General features: G+C 50.3%; 19 protein-coding genes. 11 read left to right on the top strand and 8 right to left on the bottom strand.

Annotation, left to right across the window (positions count from 1 at the left end):
- From AACT35_RS14425 to AACT35_RS14405, 5 genes are all read right to left on the bottom strand, one after another.
- A partial coding sequence (locus AACT35_RS14425) for an efflux RND transporter permease subunit (RefSeq protein WP_143596757.1) occupies positions 1–1,365 on the bottom strand: 1,365 nt, incomplete at its 3' end.
- Positions 1,366–1,480: 115 nt separating this feature from the next.
- Positions 1,481–1,879, bottom strand: coding sequence for an arsenate reductase, glutathione/glutaredoxin type (gene arsC, locus AACT35_RS14420; RefSeq protein ID WP_099238017.1), 399 nt, complete (start codon positions 1,877–1,879; stop codon positions 1,481–1,483).
- A 16-nt stretch (positions 1,880–1,895) separates the two neighbouring features.
- Positions 1,896–3,035, bottom strand: coding sequence for an ACR3 family arsenite efflux transporter (gene arsB, locus AACT35_RS14415; RefSeq protein ID WP_012306220.1), 1,140 nt, complete (start codon positions 3,033–3,035; stop codon positions 1,896–1,898).
- Positions 3,036–3,110: 75 nt separating this feature from the next.
- On the bottom strand, positions 3,111–3,428 hold the full coding sequence (locus AACT35_RS14410; protein ID WP_099238015.1) for an ArsR/SmtB family transcription factor: 318 nt from the start codon (positions 3,426–3,428) through the stop codon (positions 3,111–3,113).
- 28 nt (positions 3,429–3,456) lie between these two features.
- A complete protein-coding gene (locus tag AACT35_RS14405; RefSeq protein WP_254047948.1) occupies positions 3,457–4,716 on the bottom strand; it encodes an efflux RND transporter periplasmic adaptor subunit in 1,260 nt (419 codons plus the stop codon).
- A 185-nt stretch (positions 4,717–4,901) separates the two neighbouring features.
- Here AACT35_RS14405 and rseP point away from each other — a divergent pair, with 185 nt between their 5' ends.
- From rseP to argS, 8 genes are all read left to right on the top strand, one after another.
- Positions 4,902–5,993, top strand: coding sequence for an RIP metalloprotease RseP (gene rseP / locus AACT35_RS14400; protein ID WP_062432414.1), 1,092 nt, complete (start codon positions 4,902–4,904; stop codon positions 5,991–5,993).
- Positions 5,994–6,047: 54 nt separating this feature from the next.
- Complete coding sequence (locus tag AACT35_RS14395; RefSeq protein WP_099238013.1) at positions 6,048–6,314, top strand: DUF3493 domain-containing protein; 267 nt, start codon at positions 6,048–6,050, stop codon at positions 6,312–6,314.
- Positions 6,315–6,347: 33 nt separating this feature from the next.
- Positions 6,348–7,262: a S66 peptidase family protein gene (locus AACT35_RS14390; RefSeq protein WP_173867216.1), complete on the top strand. Its 915-nt coding sequence runs from the start codon at positions 6,348–6,350 to the stop codon at positions 7,260–7,262.
- Between the two features lie 66 nt (positions 7,263–7,328).
- Positions 7,329–8,054 (top strand): triose-phosphate isomerase, encoded by a 726-nt coding sequence (tpiA, locus tag AACT35_RS14385; protein WP_012306226.1) that lies wholly within the window; start codon positions 7,329–7,331, stop codon positions 8,052–8,054.
- Positions 8,055–8,168: 114 nt separating this feature from the next.
- Positions 8,169–10,211 carry a magnesium chelatase ATPase subunit D gene (gene bchD / locus AACT35_RS14380; protein WP_099238011.1) on the top strand — a complete coding sequence of 681 codons (2,043 nt, stop codon included), beginning with the start codon at positions 8,169–8,171 and terminating at the stop codon, positions 10,209–10,211.
- Positions 10,212–10,327: 116 nt separating this feature from the next.
- Positions 10,328–10,933 carry a Uma2 family endonuclease gene (locus AACT35_RS14375; RefSeq protein ID WP_099238009.1) on the top strand — a complete coding sequence of 202 codons (606 nt, stop codon included), beginning with the start codon at positions 10,328–10,330 and terminating at the stop codon, positions 10,931–10,933.
- Between the two features lie 103 nt (positions 10,934–11,036).
- Positions 11,037–11,420 (top strand): DUF4346 domain-containing protein, encoded by a 384-nt coding sequence (locus AACT35_RS14370; protein ID WP_030005857.1) that lies wholly within the window; start codon positions 11,037–11,039, stop codon positions 11,418–11,420.
- 154 nt (positions 11,421–11,574) lie between these two features.
- Positions 11,575–13,332 carry an arginine--tRNA ligase gene (gene argS, locus AACT35_RS14365; RefSeq protein WP_099238007.1) on the top strand — a complete coding sequence of 586 codons (1,758 nt, stop codon included), beginning with the start codon at positions 11,575–11,577 and terminating at the stop codon, positions 13,330–13,332.
- 445 nt (positions 13,333–13,777) lie between these two features.
- Here the strand turns inward: argS and AACT35_RS14360 are convergent, their stop codons facing one another.
- The 3 genes from AACT35_RS14360 to AACT35_RS14350 all read right to left on the bottom strand — a co-directional run bounded on the left by AACT35_RS14360 (position 13,778) and on the right by AACT35_RS14350 (position 15,534).
- The gene (locus AACT35_RS14360) at positions 13,778–14,581 is read right to left on the bottom strand and encodes a M48 family metallopeptidase (protein ID WP_065715981.1); all 804 of its coding nucleotides are present in this window, start codon (positions 14,579–14,581) and stop codon (positions 13,778–13,780) included.
- Positions 14,582–14,583: 2 nt separating this feature from the next.
- A complete protein-coding gene (rdgB, locus tag AACT35_RS14355; protein WP_065715982.1) occupies positions 14,584–15,159 on the bottom strand; it encodes an RdgB/HAM1 family non-canonical purine NTP pyrophosphatase in 576 nt (191 codons plus the stop codon).
- Between the two features lie 162 nt (positions 15,160–15,321).
- Entirely contained in the window at positions 15,322–15,534 is a 213-nt protein-coding gene (locus AACT35_RS14350; protein ID WP_012306233.1) for a high light inducible protein, read from the bottom strand.
- Positions 15,535–15,782: 248 nt separating this feature from the next.
- On the opposite strand from AACT35_RS14350, the gene AACT35_RS14345 reads away from it, so the two are divergent.
- The 3 genes from AACT35_RS14345 to AACT35_RS14335 all read left to right on the top strand — a co-directional run bounded on the left by AACT35_RS14345 (position 15,783) and on the right by AACT35_RS14335 (position 18,850).
- Positions 15,783–16,772 (top strand): phosphotransferase enzyme family protein, encoded by a 990-nt coding sequence (locus AACT35_RS14345; protein WP_099238005.1) that lies wholly within the window; start codon positions 15,783–15,785, stop codon positions 16,770–16,772.
- A gap of 327 nt (positions 16,773–17,099) precedes the next feature.
- Positions 17,100–17,621: a Ycf51 family protein gene (locus AACT35_RS14340; protein WP_012306235.1), complete on the top strand. Its 522-nt coding sequence runs from the start codon at positions 17,100–17,102 to the stop codon at positions 17,619–17,621.
- 56 nt (positions 17,622–17,677) lie between these two features.
- Entirely contained in the window at positions 17,678–18,850 is a 1,173-nt protein-coding gene (locus AACT35_RS14335) for an iron-containing alcohol dehydrogenase family protein (protein ID WP_099238001.1), read from the top strand.
- The last annotated feature ends 81 nt before the right edge of the window (positions 18,851–18,931 follow it).

The raw sequence follows: 18,931 nt of genomic DNA, 5'->3' as shown, positions 1-18,931 counted from the left end.
CGAGGCAAATAAGGCCGATTCCAACTCCTGACTACTGGCTTCGACGGTGCGTTGCAGTTTCCGCCGTGAACCATGCTCGGACTTCACTTTTTCGGCCCCAGCGGTGATATTTTCGAGCATCACAATGGCGTTATCCACCACGACCCCGACCCCCAGGGCTAGGCCCCCCAAACTAAATACGTTGAGGGAGAGATTGAAGGTAAACATCAAGATCAGTGCCGTCAACGTCGCCAGGGGAATTGACAAAACAATAATGAGGGTTTGGCGTACTGAGCCTAGAAACAATAAAACGGCGATCGCCGCGAGGGTTGCCCCGGTCAGTCCTGACACCGCCACATTCTGAATTGAACTGCGGATAAACACCGACTCGTCTAAGGTTGCCGTACGATCCATATCCGCAGGGATCAGGCCGGATTGTTGCAGTTCTGCTAACTTTGCTTTCACCCCATCCACCACTTGCACCGTGTTGGCATCGGGTTGTTTCTGGACACTCACCTTCACCGCTGGTTGGCCATTGAGGGTAACGACTAACCGTTCCTCCACCGTGCCATCCGTAATCTGGGCCACATCCTGGAGGGTGATCGTCTGGGGATTTTCTGGGGTGCCCAGGCGGATCGGTAAGTTACGAATTTCCGTTACGTCATTAAATTGTCCCAGCAGGCGGGTAAGGGATTCTTGATCACCGCCCCGCAACAAACCACCAGAAGCATCTTGGTTCCGTTCCCCCAGGGCGTTGAGTACCGTGGGGACATCTAAACCCAGGGCTTGGAGGCGTTCTAAATCGAGGTTGACTTGGATTTCTTCTTCAACCCCACCGGAAATATCCACATTGGCGACCCCCGGCACCCGGATTAATTCTCGCGCCAGGTCATTATCGGCAAAAATTCGTAGATCCACCGGCGCTAGGGTACTGGAGGTTAAGGCCATCTCGTAGACAGGCAACTGGGACGGATCAAATTTAAATACCCTAGGCTGGCTGATATTGTCGGGGAGGGAATTGCGCGCCCGGTTAAGGGTTGCTGTTGTGTCGTTCAGGGCTTGATCGACATCGGCGCCGGGTTGAAAAAAGAGATCAATACTGATCCGGCCTTCCCTAGTCTGGGAAAAAATTTGAGTCACCCCTTCCGTGGCGGCGAGGGCTTCTTCGAGGGGTCTAGTAATTTCGTTAACGGCTACTGCGGGGACAACCCCAGGGGCATCAGCCCGCACGCCAATGCGCGGATAGGTAATGGAAGGGAGTAAATCCACGGGCATCCTGAAGATGGCATAAAATCCCATCACCACAACGGCGATCGCCAACATCAGGGTGCCGATATGACGCCGGATGGCGAGGGTCGTCAAGCTTAGATTTGATTTTGCGCTCATGGCGGATGCACCGGGAAATTGGACAAGAAGAAGCTACTTTTTAGACATTAGGGAGCAATCTTTGGTTCAAAATTTGTCAATTTAGCCAAAAAATCGCTACCTCCTGCAAATCACCCTAAGATGTTAACTTTTTTAGCAACCGGTTGACTTGTCCTTGTATTTCATCTCTGATATTCCGAAAAATTTCGGGAGGCTGTCCATCGGGATCTTGAATTTGCCAATCTTCAAAGAGGGGCCGTGTCACCCAGGCGGCGGGTAGATTGACCCCGCAACCACAGAGGGAAATCACCGCATCGTAATCTTCTGGGTTAAATTCGGCTAAAGCGTTAGAGGTTTGTGGCGTCAGATCAAGACCCACCTCGGCCATGGTGGCGATCGCCCCTGGATGGACCCGTGAAGCTTCGAGACCGGAACTGTGGACGATCACCTTGTCTGCACCGAGATGTTTCGCCCAACCCTCCGCCATTTGGGAGCGACAGGAATTGCGCCGACAAACGAACATAATTTTTTTCATGGCAGGTTTTGCTTCCCTAAAAATTGCACGAATTAAGACAACGGGGATCGGGTAGCGTCGCTTTTTCCGGCTCCCGGGGAAACCAAAAGGCGGTTTTCTGGCACACCTTCACCAACATCAACATCACCGGCACTTCGATCAAAACCCCCACCACCGTGGCGAGGGCAGCCCCAGAATTTAACCCAAACAGCACCACCGCCGTGGCGATCGCCACCTCAAAATGATTACTCGCCCCAATCAAGGCTGCCGGAGCCGCATCTTCATAGGTAAATCCCAACTTCTGGGCCGCAACATAGGCGATCGCAAAAATGACATTGGTTTGGATCAAGAGCGGGATGGCGATCAGCAGAATGTGGAGGGGTTGATTAATGATCAATTCTCCCTTGAGGGCAAAGAGCAGCACCAAAGTTGTCAGTAATGCCAGCACCGCCACCGGAGTGAGAAACTGCAAAAACTGGGTTTCAAACCAGGCCCGACCATAGCGACGCAGCAGCCATTGCCGACTCAAGATGCCCGCCGCTAACGGTAAACCCACATAAATCAAAACCGAGTACACAATGGTTTGCCAAGGTACCGTCAGATTATTCGTCGCCAGGAGCCATTTCCCCAAGGGCGCATAGACAAAGAGCATCATCAAAGAATTTACTGCCACCATCACCAAGGTGTGACCCTGGTTGCTGTAGGACAGATAGCCCCACATCAGCACCATCGCCGTACAGGGGGCAATTCCCAACAGAATACAACCCGCGATATAGGAATCCGCCAGGGCAATTTCTGTCCCCCGAATGATCTCCGTGGCGCTGAGCAAAGGCCGAAATAAATACCCCAGAAAAAACTGGGCAAAAAAGACCATCGTAAAGGGTTTAATCAACCAATTGATCACCAACGTGAGGGTCACTGGTTTTGGCGTTTGGGCTGCTTTGACGGCTTGGGAAAAATCAATTTTCACCATGATTGGGTACATCATAAAAAACAGACACACCGCAATCGGCAACGACACATTGTAGAGACTGAGGGCATCGAGGCTTTGGGCGATCGCCGGAAAGAGACGACCGAGCAAAATCCCCGCAACGATACAAAGGGCCACCCAGAGGGTCAGATATTTCTCAAATATATTGAGCTGTCCCCCTGCCTGCACCGCCTTGGTTTTGACCATGACTAAAAAAATCCTGCTGAGGCTTACAGGACTCAATATATCAAAAAAAATTGATTTATATTCTGGATTGAGGTTTTAGTCCGCACAGGGGCGAGCGGGCAAAATTTCCCCAAAACGCCGATATTCGGCCAAATAAGATTCTAGGGCGATAAATTGGGCCAAATTCAGCCGATAGTAAATCCAGCGGCCTTCTTGTCGGGTCAGTACCAACTCACTCTCTTTAAGAATTTTCAAGTGAAAAGAAAGTTTAGACTGCTTTAAATCCAAGACATCACACAATTCACACACACATAATTCTTGGGCGCGCAACCGTTCCAGGATCTCCAAACGAATGGGATCTCCTAAGGCTTTGAAGCCCTGCAAAATTAGGGTTAGGTCTTGGGTGAGGGACATTAAATCAAAAATAATTGATGCTTTATGGTTATTCGGACAGCAAACTCAGGCGGACTGTTTGTCCAGTTTCCAGGGGGCGATCGCCTTGGACAACATATCGTTCTCCGGCACTGAGGCCACTCAAGATGGCGACCATGCCATTATCTTCGGGGCCGACCTGCACCGGACGCGCTTGCACAGTTGTTGTGTCCCCCTGGGTAACGGGCACAAATACCGTTGTTTGGTTGCCATTATTCCCCGTGGTGAGGGCGGACGCGGGAATCATGACAGCCGTGGTGAGGTTGGGATCTGTGAGGCTGACCCGCGCCAATAACCCTGTGGCAATTTTTCCTGCGGGATTAGGAATGGTCACTTCAATGGGAATTAAACGGGCAGCGGCATCGGCCACAGGAGAAATGCGGGTGACTTCGCCAGGAAAGGTTTCCCCAGGGAAGGCATCGAGGGCCACATTAACCCGTTGACCTTGGGCAAATTGGCTCAGATCCCGGTCAGAGATTTGGATTTCAACTTTAATGGCGCTCAGATCGCCAATTTCGACGAGGGTTTGCCCCCCTTGAATCGTATCGCCAGTTTCGGCTTGCTTACTGAGGAGAATGCCACTTTGGGGCGCTGTGATTTGAGTATAGGTAAGGCGTTCTTGGGCCTGGGCGAGGATCGCTTGTTGGGCCGTCACCCGTTGCTTGGTGGCGGCGATCGCCTGTTGACGGGTAATGACTTGTTCTTGGCTGGCTTTTAGTACCTGGGCGGCAGTGGCTTGCTGGGTTTGGGCGACTTCAGCTTGTTGGGCGGTGATCGCCCCCGCTTCGGCTAACTGTTGGAGACGGCGGGCATCGGCTTCGGCTTGTTTGAGTTCGGCCCGGTTCCGTTCCACCTGGGCTTTGGCTTCGGCAAGAACAGATTCTGCTTCTTTTACTTCAAATTGCCGGGCGGCCAGTTCGGCTTGGGCTTCACTGACATCGGTGCGGGGTAAGTCCTGTTCCACGGCGGCGAGCAGTTGACCTTGGCGGATAAAATCTCCCACATCTACATTGAGGGTAAGCAATTGTCCTTCGACCCGGGAGCGGACTACCACTTGTTTCAGGGCCATGGTGGTGCCGGTATAGCTGGCGGTGGGGGCTGTTTCTGTCCCAGTGGCGATCGCCACCTCGACTAGGGGCGGTTGGTCTGACTGTTCTAGGCGGCCCGCCGGTTGAGCATTGCTATTTTGTTCGAGGGCGCATCCCGTCGAAACAAAGGCCAGGGTTAGGGATAAACAGGCACCGATGGGGAGATTAAATTGCTGAGCCATAGGAGAGCACCAAGGAGGGGAATACCAGGCAAAAAACTTAATGTTTCTTAAAGGTTTTGTCGCCGCTGATTCTAACATCTCAATTTTGAGGCTGCCGCTCACCCAGGTCTTTCTCCCATAACTCCGATGGCGATCGCCTACAATAGCTAGAACATAAAAAATCACTACAACATCAAGAGAACGTTATGTCCGTACTGGCGGCGATCGCAGTTTTGGCACTCCTCATCGTGATCCATGAGTTGGGTCACTTCTCAGCAGCCCGACTTCAAAATATCCATGTCAACCGCTTTTCCATTGGCTTTGGGCCGACCCTGCTCAAATACCAAGGCAAAGAAACCGAGTATGCGGTGCGCGCCTTTCCCCTCGGTGGCTATGTGGGCTTCCCCGATGATGATCCAGACAGTGATATCCCCCCAGAAGACCCGAACCTCTTGCGCAATCGTCCCGTCTTTGACCGGGCGATCGTGATCAGTGCCGGGGTCATTGCCAATTTAATTTTTGCCTACTTCCTCCTCGTGGTACAGGCAGGCACCGTGGGTTTTCAAGACATTAACTACCAACCGGGTGTACGCATTCCCCAAGTATTAACCGAAGTAGACTCTCCAGCAGCCGCAGCAGGTATTCAAAGCGAAGATATTGTCCTAGCTGTTAATGGCCAAACCCTCCCCAGTGGCCAAGCCGCCCTTGAGGAATTGCGGGTGCTGATTCAGGAGGCTCCCAACGAAACCCTTAATTTGCAACTCCAACGGGGCGAAGCAACGCTCACTGTAGATGTAACCCCCGATGCGGGGAGTGATGGGCAAGGGAAAATTGGGGTGATGTTAGCTCCCAATGGTGAAATTGTGCGCAACCGTGCCGGTAATCCCATTGCGGCCCTCCAGGCAGGCTCCCGGGAGTTTCAGCGGCTTGCTAGTCTCACAGTGCAAGGCTTTGGTCAACTCATCTTCAATTTCCAAGAAACAGCCCAACAGGTGGCTGGCCCCGTGGCGATCGTGGCGGTGGGAGCCGATTTAGCAAAAGATGATCTGAGTAATCTGTTCCAATTTGGTTCACTCATTAGCATTAACCTGGCGATTATTAATATTTTGCCCTTACCCGCTTTAGACGGCGGCCAACTGGCCTTTCTCCTAGTAGAAGGAATTCGCGGGAAACCTCTGCCGATGCGCCTCCAGGAAAACATTATGCAAACGGGCTTAGTCCTGTTACTTGGCCTTGGGGTTTTTCTCATCGTGCGCGACACCGTCAACCTGGCTTTTTTCCAAAATTTAATCCGTTAATTTCTTTGTTCCGTAGGGGTTAACGCTGGTTAATCCCTCGCAATTGATACAACCATGAGTCAAAAGTTCACCCCCGAAAAAATGGCCCGGCTGCGGGCGGAAGCCAAAAATCCTTACCGTTCGCTCCGCCAATTTATTTATCTATGCTTTGGGTTGTCTGGGAGCGTTGGGGGGATGATTTTTCTGTTGCAAATTGCCGCTGGGCGAGATTTAGACCAAGCGATTCCGAATCTGGCGGTGCAGGCTGGGGTTGTGGGGTTAATGATTTTTCTTTGGCGCTGGGAAAACAAAAATAAACTCGCCAGTCAAGAGAAAGAATAAGCTGGATCTCACCAATTGGCCCGTTGATTTTAAATGAATAAACTGATGCTGCCCCCTTGGTTACAACCGGGGGATTTATTGAGAGTGATTGCCCCTAGTGGTCGTTTGCTAGAGCAGGATGCTTTTTGGGCTGGGGTAGATATTTGGCGATCGCAAGGATATCGGGTAGAACTGACGGCGGGTTGGGATGCGCGCTGGGGCTATTTAGCGGGCAACGATCAGGGGCGACGGGACGCCTTAGCAGAAGCTTGGTTTGACCCAGATTGCAAAGGCATTCTCTGTGCGCGGGGCGGTTATGGCGGGATGCGCCTCCTAGAGAATTGGGACTGGAAAATCGACCAAGTGACTCCCAAATGGCTGATCGGTTTTTCGGACATCACCAGTCTATTGTGGAGTTTAGGCACGGTGGGCATTGCCAGTATCCACGGCCCCGTTTTAACTACTTTTGCGGCAGAACCCGATTGGTCTAGGCAAAGATTATTTGATTTCTTGGCGGGAAAACCCCTTGAAGTGCTCCAGGGCAAGGGTTGGGGCAATGGCCAAGCTGAAGGAATTTTATTGCCCGCGAATTTGACGGTGGCGACCCACATTCTCAAAACACCGTTACAGCCGAATTTTAAGAATGTAATTTTGGCCCTCGAAGATGTGACAGAAGCGCCTTACCGCATTGATCGCCTGTTAACCCAATGGCGACTGCTGGGGGCTTTTGAAAAAATCAAAGGCATTGCCCTCGGTCGTTTTAGCCAATGTGATGAGTTGGGTTCAGCGGACAGTTTTAGCGTTATGGAAGTGCTTGGCGATCGCCTCCAGGATTTAAACATTCCGATTGTCGCCGAGTTGTCCTTTGGCCATGATGGGATTAATGCCGCTCTACCCGTGGGGGTTCCGGTAATTTTAGATGGCGATCGCGGTTTACTCTTTTTCCCGGAGAAGCCGACCCCCCATTAGCACCGCTTCGGCAATGGGGTAAACTGGATCCCTGTGCATTGTAAGGAAAGCATTAGTAGGAAAGCCGTGCGAAAGATCATTATTGCGGGTAATTGGAAAATGTATAAGACTCAAGCCGAGTCTTTAGACTTTCTCAAAGCATTACTGCCCAAAATCGCCGATGACCATGAAGAACGAGAAGTGGTACTCTGTACGCCCTTTACCGATTTAGGCTTAATGTCCAAGAGTCTCCACGGAACGCGGGTACGTCTAGGAGCACAAAATATCCACTGGGCTGACGAAGGTGCCTTTACTGGGGAAATCTCCGGGTCAATGCTGACGGAAATGGGCGTCCGTTATGTCATTGTGGGCCATAGCGAAAGACGGCAATATTTTGGTGAAACCGATGAAACCGTAAATCAACGCCTTAAAGCGGCCCAACGCCACGGTCTAACACCAATTCTCTGTGTTGGTGAAAGTAAAGCCCAACGGGATGCTGGCGAAACGGAAGCGGTGATTTTTGCCCAGTTAGAGCAAGATTTAGTCGATATTGATCAAAATAACTTGGTTGTTGCCTACGAACCCATTTGGGCCATTGGCACAGGTGACACCTGTGATGCCACTGAAGCAAACCGAGTCATTGGTCTGATCCGCGAAAAACTCACCAATAAAAATGTCACCATTCAATATGGTGGTTCCGTTAAACCGAATAACGTTGATGAGATTATGGCCCAGCCCGAAATTGATGGAGCCTTGGTAGGTGGTGCGAGCCTAGAGGCAGAGAGTTTTGCCCGCTTGGTGAACTATGTGTAAGTTCTAATCAATTTTTCATTGGGTAGGGGTTTACCATGGTAAACCCCTACGTTTTAATCATCTTTTCATTTCCACATTGCCAAACTTTTATTTTTATAAAAACTTTTTTGATAGATGCCTACTCTCACGACATCGCGCACGACCTTTCCCCTAACAGCGGTGGTTGGTCAAGATGTAATCAAAACTGCTCTCCTGCTGGGGGCCGTTGATCCTGCCCTTGGTGGGGTGGCGATCGCCGGGAAACGGGGCACCGCAAAATCCGTGATGGCCCGGGGAATCCATTCTCTTTTGCCCCCCATCGAAGTTATTAAGGACAATCCCTTTAACTGTGATGTGCAGAACCGCAGTGATTGGGACGATCTCACCGCAGCGACCTATGGTGAAACGGCCAGCGAAAACATTCCCACAGAAGTGATTGCCGCGCCTTTTGTGCAAATTCCCCTGGGCGTTACCGAAGATCGTCTCTTGGGTTCTGTGGATGTCGAAGCTTCCGTGCGCCAGGGAGAACCTGTTTTCCAACCTGGTCTATTGGCCCAAGCCCATCGGGGTGTGTTGTACATCGATGAAATCAACCTCCTTGATGACCAAATTGCCAACCAACTCCTGACGGTCTTAACCGAAGGACGCAACCAAATCGAACGGGAAGGTATTAGTTTTTCGCACCCCTGTCGGCCCCTCCTCATTGCCACCTATAACCCCGAAGAAGGAAATCTGCGGGAACACCTCCGCGATCGCATCGCCATTACCCTGTCCGCCGATCGCCCCCTCAGCCTCGAAGAGCGAGTTGCAGCAGTGGATCAAGTCGTGCAATATGCCACTGCCCCCAGGGATTTTCTCCAAAGCTACGAAGAAGACCTCGATGCTCTCCGCACCCAAATTATCCTGGCACGAGAATGGCTCAAAGACGTCAAAATTAGCAAAGACCAAGTGGCTTACCTCGTGAGTGAGGCGGTACGCGGCAGTGTTGAAGGTCACCGGGCCGAATTGTTTGCCGTGCGCGTTGCCATGGCTGCTGCTGCCCTTGATGGCCGGAATGTAGTAATTGCCGATGATCTCCGCACAGCGGTCGAACTGGTGATTTTACCCCGTGCTACGACGATCCCCACCCCTGAGGATGAGGATATGCAGCCACCGCCGCCGCCGCCTCAATCCCAGGATGATCAGCAGGACGAGGAGGATCAATCCCAGGACGAAGATCAAGAAGACCAAGACGACGACGATCAAAACGAAGACCAAGAGGAACAGCCGGAACAGGAGCCGACGATTCCCGAAGAATTTGTATTTGATCCAGAGGGGGTTGTGCTTGACCCAGGGATTCTCGCCTTTGCCCAGATGATGCAAAACAAAGGCAACTCTGGGAAACGGGGCTTGATTTTCTCCGATGACCGGGGCCGTTACATTAAACCGATGTTACCGAGGGGGAAAGTGCGACGCATTGCGGTGGATGCGACCCTGCGGGCGGCGGCTCCCTACCAAAAGGCGCGACGACTGCGGCACCCTGAGCGAAAAGTGATCGTCGAACAAAGCGATCTGCGTTCTAAACGGATGGCCCGTAAAGCAGGGGCTTTGATGATTTTCCTTGTTGATGCCTCTGGTTCCATGGCTCTGAACCGAATGCAGGCCGCGAAAGGGGCGGTGATGCGTCTGCTGACAGAAGCCTATGAAAACCGTGACCAAATTGCGTTGATCCCGTTCCGGGGCGAAATGGCGGAGGTGCTTTTACCTCCTACCCGTTCGATTACTTTGGCGCGCAATAGATTAGAAACGTTGCCCTGTGGTGGTGGTTCACCGCTGTCCCATGGGTTAACCCAAGCTGTGCATATCGGTGTGAATGCGCAAATGTCCGGTGATGTGGGTGAAGTAGTCATTGTCGCGATTACTGATGGTCGGGGCAATATTCCCCTCTCTCGTTCCCTTGGCGAAAAACCAGAGGAAGGGGAAGAAAAACCTGATATTAAAGAGGAACTTCTGGATATTGCCGGTAAAATCCGTGCTTCTGGGATGAAACTGCTGATTATTGACACAGAGAAGAAGTTTATTTCCTCTGGCTTCGGTAAAGAGCTAGCTGCTAAAGCGGGGGGTAAATATTACCGTCTGCCCAAGGCCACAGATCAGGCGATCGCCGCCATGGCCAAAGGAGCAATGGCCGAAATTTAGGCGATTTTAAATCCATAAAAGCTTCAGGGGCGATTGTCTACAAAGGCGATCGCCTTTATTTTTCCTTCTGGGGGCAAGGCTACAATGAAACCATCTGGCTCACGGGAAAACATACCATGGCAACCACTCTCTTGATTCAAAGCAATCTGGCTCCTCTTGAGGTTTCTTTTCCGGCGATCGCCAAAATGGGAAAAGATGAATTTTATGCTTTTTGCCGCGCCAACCCTGAACTACGCATCGAACAAACTGCCACAGGAGAAGTCATCATTATGTCCCCTGCCACTTCGGATACTGGCAATCGAAATTTTAATCTCGCTGCTTATCTTTGGTTATGGAGCGAACAGGATGGTACAGGTCTAGGCTTTGATTCGAGTGCCGGTTTTACGTTGCCTAATGGCGCGACCCGTTCCCCCGATGCGTCTTGGATGCGCCGTGAAAAGTGGGACAGCCTAAGCGATGAGGAAAAAAATTCCTTTGCGCCGATTTGTCCCGATTTTGTGATTGAGTTGCGCTCTAAAAGTGATGCCCTCAAAACGCTACAAGCAAAAATGGTGGAATATCTGGAAAATGGTGTGTCTTTGGCTTGGCTAATTGATCGCCAAAACCGCACCGTCCACGTTTATCGACCCCAGCAATTGCCCCAAATCCTTGAAAATCCGGAAACAGTCAGTGCCGATCCTGAACTGCCAGGATTTACGTTATCCCTCGCAAAAATTTGGTGATTTTCAGGCGATCGCCTTTTAGTTCAAGAATTTTTGGTGACGAAACCCCGTAGGCTATACTAAAAAGCTGTGCCAAACGCCATCCAAAATCACTGCCTTCACCATGACTGTTAACGCCGAAGAACGGGCTAAACTTGACAACGAATTATCCAATAGGTTTATTGACCTCGATCCCGACGGTTATTTTATTATCTATCTAGACCGTGAACAGGGTTTAATTTGTGCGAAACATTACACCAATACGATTAACGATAAAGGTTTAGCCACAGATCCAGAAACCGGAGAAGTCCTCGCCTGTAAAGGTAGTTTAGAACGGACTCATGTCACTGTTTACACTGGCCGCACTGCAAAAGAATTAGGCATTGAAATCACCGAAAAAGCCGATCCCTGTCCCATTTCCAAGTTAGATCATGCCCTATATCTCGGACGGGAATTTGTTAAAGCAGAAATCGCCCTTCTTTCCGGCACAGAATATATTCAAGATTAATTGAATTGAAACATATCTAAAAAAAAGATGTTTGTCAATGCGATCTTCAAGTAAGAATAATATTTCGCCAAACTAATTCGTATATTTCTTTTACAGCAAACAAAATATAAAACCCTTTTCTATAACTAAAAACTTAAAAAAATAATTATTTATCATGAAGTCTATTTTGTCGCAATTAAAAACGGCTGTTTCTGAGGCTCTGATCAAGGCATTTGGCGAAGATCTTAAAGATACTGATCCCCTTGTTGTCCTTGCTAGTAATCCGAAATTTGGTGATTATCAGTCTAATGTTGCCCTATCGCTAACGAAAACACTGAAGAAAAATCCTAGAGAAATTGCCCAAAGTATTATCGAAGCTTTAGACATTGCTGATCTTTGTGAGAATCCGACCATTGCCGGGCCTGGTTTTATTAACTTCAGCCTCAAACCGAGCTATTTAGCCACACTTTTGAAGGAAGTTCAGCAAAGCGATCGCCTGGCCATTGAGCCAGCAGAAAATCCCCAGAAAGTCATTGTAGATTTTTCTAGTCCGAACATTGCTAAAGAAATGCACGTCGGCCACCTCCGCTCAACGATTATTGGGGACTCTATTGCACGGATTTTAGAGTTTCGGGGCCAGGATGTTTTACGCCTCAACCATGTGGGGGATTGGGGCACGCAATTTGGGATGTTAATCACCTATTTAAAGGAAGTTTACCCTGATGCTTTAACGAAAGCAGATGTTCTCGACATTGGTGATTTGGTCGCATTTTATAAAAAAGCAAAGGTGCGTTTTGATGAAGATGAAGCCTTTAAAGAAGCCTCTCGAAATCAAGTCGTAAAATTGCAATCTGGGGACGAAGAAAGTCAAAAAGCGTGGCAATTGCTCTGTGAACAATCCCGCCGAGAATTTCAAAAGATCTATGACATTCTAGATATCAAATTAACGGAACGGGGCGAGTCTTTTTACAATCCATACCTGGCAGATGTTCTAACGGCATTGGACGAAGTGGGTTTGTTAGAAGAAGATGCCGGAGCGCAATGTGTTTTCCTCGAAGGGTTTAAAAATAAAGATGGCGATCGCCTGCCATTGATCGTCCAAAAATCCGACGGGGGCTTTAACTATGCCACCACCGATTTGGCAGCAATTCGTTATCGCATCAAAGAAGATCAGGCCAAACGGATCATCTACGTGACAGACTCTGGCCAGGCCGGACATTTCGCCCAGGTGTTCCAGGTGGCAGAGCGTGCTGGGTTTTTACCCGATGATGTGGAAGTTGTCCATGTGCCCTTCGGCCTTGTGCAAGGAGAAGATGGCAAAAAACTCAAAACCCGTGCTGGCGATACGATCAAGCTCAAGGATTTATTGGATGAAGCTGTCAACCGCTCCCGCGCTGATTTAGAAAAACGTCTCGCCGAAGATGAACGCCAGGAAACAGCAGACTTCATCGAAAAAGTCTCCCAGGTGGTCGGGATTGGAGCTGTGAAATATGCTGACCTGAGCCAAAATCGCACCAGTAATTACATCTTTAGCTTCGATAAAATGTTGGCGCTCCAGGGCAACACGGCACCCTATATGCTCTATGCCTATGTGCGTGTCCAAGGGGTCAGTCGCCAAGGGGGCATTGACCTCAGCACCCTACCCACCGATACGCCGATTATTCTTGAAGAGGCCGCTGAACTGACCCTGGCTAAACATTTACTGCAACTGAGTGAAGTCCTGATGAGTGTTGAGCAGGATCTGATGCCCAATCGCCTCTGTGAATATCTCTATGACCTCAGTCGCAAATTCAACCAATTTTATGAGGCTTGCCCGATCCTCAAGGCCGAAGGCGATCGCCGGATTTCCCGGTTAATCCTCGCCGACACCACGGCCCGCACCCTCAAGTTGGGTTTATCTCTCCTGGGGATTGAGGTGCTAGACCGAATGTAGTCCTAAACCCTTATTCCCTCAGAAGAGTTGCCAACATCGCCCGCGAGATCGATAAGCAAATATTACAAGATATAAAGTATCCATCACCGCTACCTATCTTTGCTGATACCTTATAAGCAAGGTACAAAATAAAAGTTCTGAAAAAGCTTTTATTCGGACGAAGAGATTGAGCGGTTGTACCTCCTTTGTTCGGTCTCGCCCAGAAGTCCTTCTCAACATTTCAAGTTGAAGATAGACTCGGTTATTCCCCCTAACGGAATCGGGTAATCGGGCTATAATCACTGCCTGTTAGGTACCGTTTTTCGAGAAGCGCTTGTTGGGTTCGTTGTTAACCTCGTTTTGTTGTTTGGTAAATCTTTTTGTTAGTTAAATTTGGATTGTAAGCCTGCTCCCCTGAGTAGGCTTTCGCCTTGTTTGGGGGAAAATCATCCCAAACAGCGGTAGATTAATCTTGGGTTAATACCTCTGGCAGAGGGGTATATTCACCGATGGGGTAGCCCCTTTGCTGAATTAACGTTTTGAGGTGTTGCACTCGTTTTGCGGGGGCCGGGTGGGTCGCAAGAAAATCCCAATTGGCCCCTTGTTTTTGGCTCATCGCCTCAAAGAAATCCGTTGCACCAGCGACCTGTCCATAGGTGGCATAGAGCAAATCTAAACCATATTCATCGGCTTGTTTTTCTTGGGCTTGGGAAAAGCGCGAGGTACTGACAATTTGCGCGACATCTCCCAACCAACTGACATCACCAAAAATAGAGGAAATCACTGTACGGATTACGAGAGCCCGACCAATATTACGCAGGTGGTCTCGGTTGGCAAAGTGACCGATTTCATGGCCCAACACCATCATTAAGGCGTTTTCTGAGTCCATTTGATCTAACAACCCTTGATAGACCAATACCGTATCCCCCGGCAGGGCCGCGGCATTAACCACATGCTGGGGAATATAGAGGAGTTGGTAGTCGCGTTTTTCTTTAGCGCCAGTAGGAATTTCTGCTTCCAGGCGGTCAAGCAGGGCATTTAGTTCATCTTGGGCAGGCGAAGGTTCGGCTTGGGGTTCGTAGATTTTGACCAGGGCTTGCCCTAACCGTTGTTCCCAACTCACGGGCATCTGGACAATGAGCCAGTTGACACTGAAGTTTAATAGCCAAATCAAGAGGGCGATCGCACAGATAAACATGCTCCCAAGGGTAAGGAGTTCTCGGAGGGACGCTTCAGGGTTGCGATCTTCTGGGGTTGGGGGAGCAGGCATCGTTAATCGAGGAGTGTGGCAAGACGCGGCAACAGCAGTGCAAAGGCTTGGCCCCGGTGACTGACGTTATGTTTGAGCGCCGCTGACATTTCCGCAAAGGTCTGTTGATATTCTGGCACATAAAAAATGGGGTCATAGCCAAAGCCCCCTCTCCCCCGCAGTTCCGGGAGGATTTCTCCGGGACAGTCTCCTTGCACTTGGGCGGCAATGGTACCGTCTGGTTTGGCGATCGCCACTGCACAGATAAATTTCGCGCGGCGATTGGGGTTGTTGCCCAGTTCCGTTAACAGACGTTCAATGCGTTCTTGGTCGGTGGTGCCGTAGCGGGCTGAATACAGACCGGGGGCACCGTTGAGGGCTTCGACGACTAAACCAGAATCATCGGCGATCGCCCATTGGTTGAGGGCCTTTGCCACCTGAGAGGCTTTGAGAGCTGCATTTTCGAGAAACGTTGTGCCTGTTTCTTCAATGTCGAGTTCCGGGGGCTTGAGCTGCAATTCCCAGGGCAAATCCTGGAGATAAGCTTGCATTTCCTGTAATTTACCGGGGTTTCCGGTGGCGACGACAAGGACGGGCATGGGCGTTAAATATCTGAATGAGAAATTAAAAAAGTTAACCGAGAGCGCCGGGCAGCGACTTCTATTTTAAGGAAATTTGCCGAAAAAAAAGACGACCAAGGGCCGCCCTAGACAAACTTATGCTGTTGAGATGTTGTTTGAAAAAATTAAAAGCTGTTGGTCTTACTGAAAAATACCAATGACACCATGGCCGGTGAAGATTTCGAGAAGAAGTAAAGAAGCAAAACCGATCATTGCGGCGCGACCATTGAATTTTTCTGCGTATTCGGTAAAGCCGACGCGGGGATTTTCTTGGACGTAAACGGTGGGCTCTACGGCAAAGGTATTCATTTTGCCTTGGTCGTCGATGATGTTGCCTTGGTATTTTTTAGCCATATTGTTATCTGGGGTAAATTAGGTTGTTTTTTATCTTGATTCAAGATTAACAAGTTTTGTAACAATTTGCAACATTTTATTTTTCGAGGTTGACAAAAGCTGCAAGTGTAAGCGTTTATCCCATTTTAGAAAAGAATTGCAAACTTTTTCTTGATGTTCTGGAAGATGGTGCCATGGGCTACAGATTTTTGGCCCATATCTTTTTAGGTTGATAGTTGATTTGTCCTGCACCTGAGGGGCTGCGGTCTATGGTCTGCTCGGATTTCCCCGTCATTTACTCCACGCTATCGGCGATCGCCCTCCGGGAGCGTGTGCTGCCGCAATATGGCCTTAAGACCGTCAGCCAATGTGAGTTATGGAATCGGGGCTTGAGTGATATTTATTTTGTGCAAGCAGCCCAGGATACGTTTGTCTTGCGGGTCTCCCATCACCATTGGCGATCGCCCACAGAAATCTTTTTCGAGCTCGATTTTTTAAATTTTCTCAAGGCCCAGGGTTTACCGGTGGCGGCTCCTTTACCGACGGAAACTGGTGAATGGGCCGTCAAAATTCAAGCCCCAGAAGGCGATCGCTATGCCACTCTGTTTCCCTTTGCCCCAGGAGAAATTGCCCTAGGGGGGTGGAACGAAAGCCAAAGTCGTCATTTAGGGGCAGTGGTGGCGCAGATCCATCAGGTCAGCCAAGACTTTATCTGTGACCACCCGCGCAAACCCCTAGACCTTGAGTATTTGTTGGATGAATCCTTGGGCGTGATTTTGCCGTTTTTTGGCGATCGCCCCCGGGATTGGGGTTTCATGCAGGACATTGCCCACAAAATCCGCGAAACTTTAGCGCAACTCCCCAAGGAAAAGCCCCTCTGGTCGGTCTGTTGGGGGGATGCTCACTGCGGCAACGTCCATTTCACCGAAGATCATCAGCTCACCCTCTTTGACTTTGACCAGTGCGGCTACGGTTGGCGCGCCTTTGAAATTGGCAAATTTTTCCAGGGGGCACTCACCACAGGTCTCCAGCGACGGGTGCGAGAAGCCTTTATCGCGGGCTATGAGTCCCAAACCACCTTTGTCGCCCAGGAACAGGCGGCTCTCCAGGCCCTCACCCAACTGGCTTATATTTGGTCGTGGCGCATCAGTCTCACCAGTATTCAAATTTTTAACAACAGCCAACTGGATCGTCACTACCTCACCCAGCGGCTAGAACGACTCAAGGCTTTATCTTCGCGGGATTGGCAATTATTCTAAAGAAAATCTCCCCAATGATAAATCTATGTGACATGACCCAGGCTGAGGGAAAATGTCGCGAAAAGTTGAAAAATTCCCTGATCAAAAATGGTATGTTCTGCTACACTTAGCGTTGTGTAAAGAAATATTTCGGGCTTCGTGCTGGGAACGCGTGGTTTGAAATCTTGTATTTTTTCGATGCAAAAACAACAAGCTTGAGTCATGCCAGCGATCGCCTCGCTGGTTTTTTCTTGGGGCCCTTGCTGGGATAATGGAAGCCACAACTTTTAATGATCCCTTAATTAACTGCACTGGCCTTGTGCCAAAACGTTTTTATCAAACTGACCCATGGAAAATTTAGATTTTGCCCTTTATACCCAGTGGTCTGCCTACGCCACCTTGTTCTTTGCGGTCTTGGCGATCGCCGCGTTTCTTTTTAAGTGGGGCATCCGTTTCCGCTTAGTCGGCACCACCGGCTTTATGATTGTGCTTACCATTGGTTTGTTTGGCCTCAGCTTAGGACTCTTTAGCCGTAGTGTCGTGCCGGGGGCCGTGCGCTATGCCCTGGTCTACGACAATGGTGCAAACCTAGCCGTTGTCTCCGTGAAGCCTGAAGTGACTGCCGAGGAAGTCAATGCAACCCTCCGCCAAGCTTCCAATGACCTCTTTTCCTACGGACGCATTGGCAATGGGGATAATAAATTTACCGTGCGCCTCCGGGTGATGAGTCACCCCGAACCCGGCGTTTCCGAACCCCTCTATCTAGGTCAAGTCCAACGCGCCATTGCCGACCGCGAAAATGGGGCCCTGGACATTCAGCTTTATCCAGAAAATCTCAAAAAGCTGCCCCAACCCAATGCGATTAGTTAGGATCTAGGGAAGTTTTTCTCAACCGTTTCGTCGCCATTTCTTCGCTACCAATACCCATGAAAAAGCCTGCTGCTACCCAAACCCAAACTGTTCCCATGCAAGTGCTGATTGCGCCGGCCCAAGTGCTCAAGGGAAATAACGCCCTAGCCCAAGCTGGTGCGGCGATCGCCCGGTGGGGCAAACGTCCTTTTGTGGTGGGAGGGCAGCAGAGCCTCGAAAAATTGGCAGATCCGCTCCAAACCCTAGCCGAGCAAGAAAAACTCGATCTCGCCAGTGGCAGCTATAGTCCTGACTGTTCCGAAACGTCTCTCAAAGAACTCAACAAAAAATTCAAAGCCCACAAAGCAGATTTTGTCATCGGCCTCGGTGGCGGCAAGGCCCTCGATACGGCCAAGCTCCTTGCCCATCAGCAACGTTGCCCCATTGTGACCGTGCCCACCTCGGCGGCCACCTGTGCCGCTTGGACGGCTCTGTCGAATATTTATTCTGATCAAGGGGCCTTTCAATATGATGTGGCCTTGGAGCAATGTCCGAATCTGTTGATCCTGGACTATGATTTGGTACGCACGGCGCCGCAACAGACTCTCATTGCCGGGATTGGGGATGCGATCGCCAAATGGTACGAAGCTTCCGTCAGCAGTGGCCATTCCCCCCAGACCCTCACCATTGCCGCCGTCCAAGAAGCGCGGATTCTCCGGGATCTCCTCTTTCAAAAATCCTCCCAGGCGATCGCCGATGTCCACAGTCCCGAATGGCAAGAAGTGGTAGATGCGACGGTTCTCCTCGCCGGCGTAATCGGTGGCTTAGGGGGAGCCAATTGTCGTACTGTAGCTGCCCACGCAGTTCACAATGGGTTAACCCACCTACCTGCGGCCCATGGCATTTTGCATGGTGAAAAAGTTGCCTACGGCATTTTGGTGCAACTCCGTCTCGAAGAAATTTGCCAAAAAAGTCAACTGGCTGAGACCGCCCGCCAACAGCTCCTCCAGTTTTACCGCGATATTGGCTTACCGAAGAGCCTCGCTGATCTCGGCCTAAATACAATGACCTTGGCCGAATTGCGCCAGGTGGCAGAGATCACCTGTCAGCCCCAGTCAGACATCCACCGTCTACCCTTTACCGTCAACCCAGACCAGTTAATGGCGGCGATGGTTTCCACAGAAGCAACCAGAGAGAGTACCGCCTCTGAGACCCAGTCTGCCCCAGAGACAACTAAAGCTCAGGCTTAGGCTTGCGGATCTAGACAATTGACATCCGGCAGCCCTCCTAGGGTTTAATGGGGCACGGGCAATCCATATAAAAACGGCAAA

The sequence above is a fragment of the Synechococcus sp. BDU 130192 genome, assembly GCF_963876085.1.
Taxonomy (GTDB): Bacteria; Cyanobacteriota; Cyanobacteriia; order Cyanobacteriales; family MRBY01; genus MRBY01.
Note: the sequence above shows the minus strand (reverse complement) of the source record. Positions and strands in the feature narration are given on the sequence as shown.

What these genes read in the sequence shown, in the direction of transcription:
- AACT35_RS14395 (WP_099238013.1), top strand. Translation starts at nt 6,048, where the DNA reads ATGAGTCAAAAGTTCACCCCCGAAAAAATGGCCCGGCTGCGGGCGGAA.
- AACT35_RS14340 (WP_012306235.1), top strand. Translation starts at nt 17,100, where the DNA reads ATGGAAAATTTAGATTTTGCCCTTTATACCCAGTGGTCTGCCTACGCC.
- AACT35_RS14370 (WP_030005857.1), top strand. Translation starts at nt 11,037, where the DNA reads ATGACTGTTAACGCCGAAGAACGGGCTAAACTTGACAACGAATTATCC.
- AACT35_RS14335 (WP_099238001.1), top strand. Translation starts at nt 17,678, where the DNA reads ATGAAAAAGCCTGCTGCTACCCAAACCCAAACTGTTCCCATGCAAGTG.
- AACT35_RS14345 (WP_099238005.1), top strand. Translation starts at nt 15,783, where the DNA reads ATGGTCTGCTCGGATTTCCCCGTCATTTACTCCACGCTATCGGCGATC.
- AACT35_RS14390 (WP_173867216.1), top strand. Translation starts at nt 6,348, where the DNA reads ATGAATAAACTGATGCTGCCCCCTTGGTTACAACCGGGGGATTTATTG.
- arsC (WP_099238017.1), bottom strand. Translation starts at nt 1,879, where the DNA reads ATGAAAAAAATTATGTTCGTTTGTCGGCGCAATTCCTGTCGCTCCCAA.
- bchD (WP_099238011.1), top strand. Translation starts at nt 8,169, where the DNA reads ATGCCTACTCTCACGACATCGCGCACGACCTTTCCCCTAACAGCGGTG.
- AACT35_RS14375 (WP_099238009.1), top strand. Translation starts at nt 10,328, where the DNA reads ATGGCAACCACTCTCTTGATTCAAAGCAATCTGGCTCCTCTTGAGGTT.
- arsB (WP_012306220.1), bottom strand. Translation starts at nt 3,035, where the DNA reads ATGGTCAAAACCAAGGCGGTGCAGGCAGGGGGACAGCTCAATATATTT.
- argS (WP_099238007.1), top strand. Translation starts at nt 11,575, where the DNA reads ATGAAGTCTATTTTGTCGCAATTAAAAACGGCTGTTTCTGAGGCTCTG.
- AACT35_RS14410 (WP_099238015.1), bottom strand. Translation starts at nt 3,428, where the DNA reads ATGTCCCTCACCCAAGACCTAACCCTAATTTTGCAGGGCTTCAAAGCC.
- rdgB (WP_065715982.1), bottom strand. Translation starts at nt 15,159, where the DNA reads ATGCCCGTCCTTGTCGTCGCCACCGGAAACCCCGGTAAATTACAGGAA.
- AACT35_RS14405 (WP_254047948.1), bottom strand. Translation starts at nt 4,716, where the DNA reads ATGGCTCAGCAATTTAATCTCCCCATCGGTGCCTGTTTATCCCTAACC.
- rseP (WP_062432414.1), top strand. Translation starts at nt 4,902, where the DNA reads ATGTCCGTACTGGCGGCGATCGCAGTTTTGGCACTCCTCATCGTGATC.
- AACT35_RS14360 (WP_065715981.1), bottom strand. Translation starts at nt 14,581, where the DNA reads ATGCCTGCTCCCCCAACCCCAGAAGATCGCAACCCTGAAGCGTCCCTC.
- AACT35_RS14350 (WP_012306233.1), bottom strand. Translation starts at nt 15,534, where the DNA reads ATGGCTAAAAAATACCAAGGCAACATCATCGACGACCAAGGCAAAATG.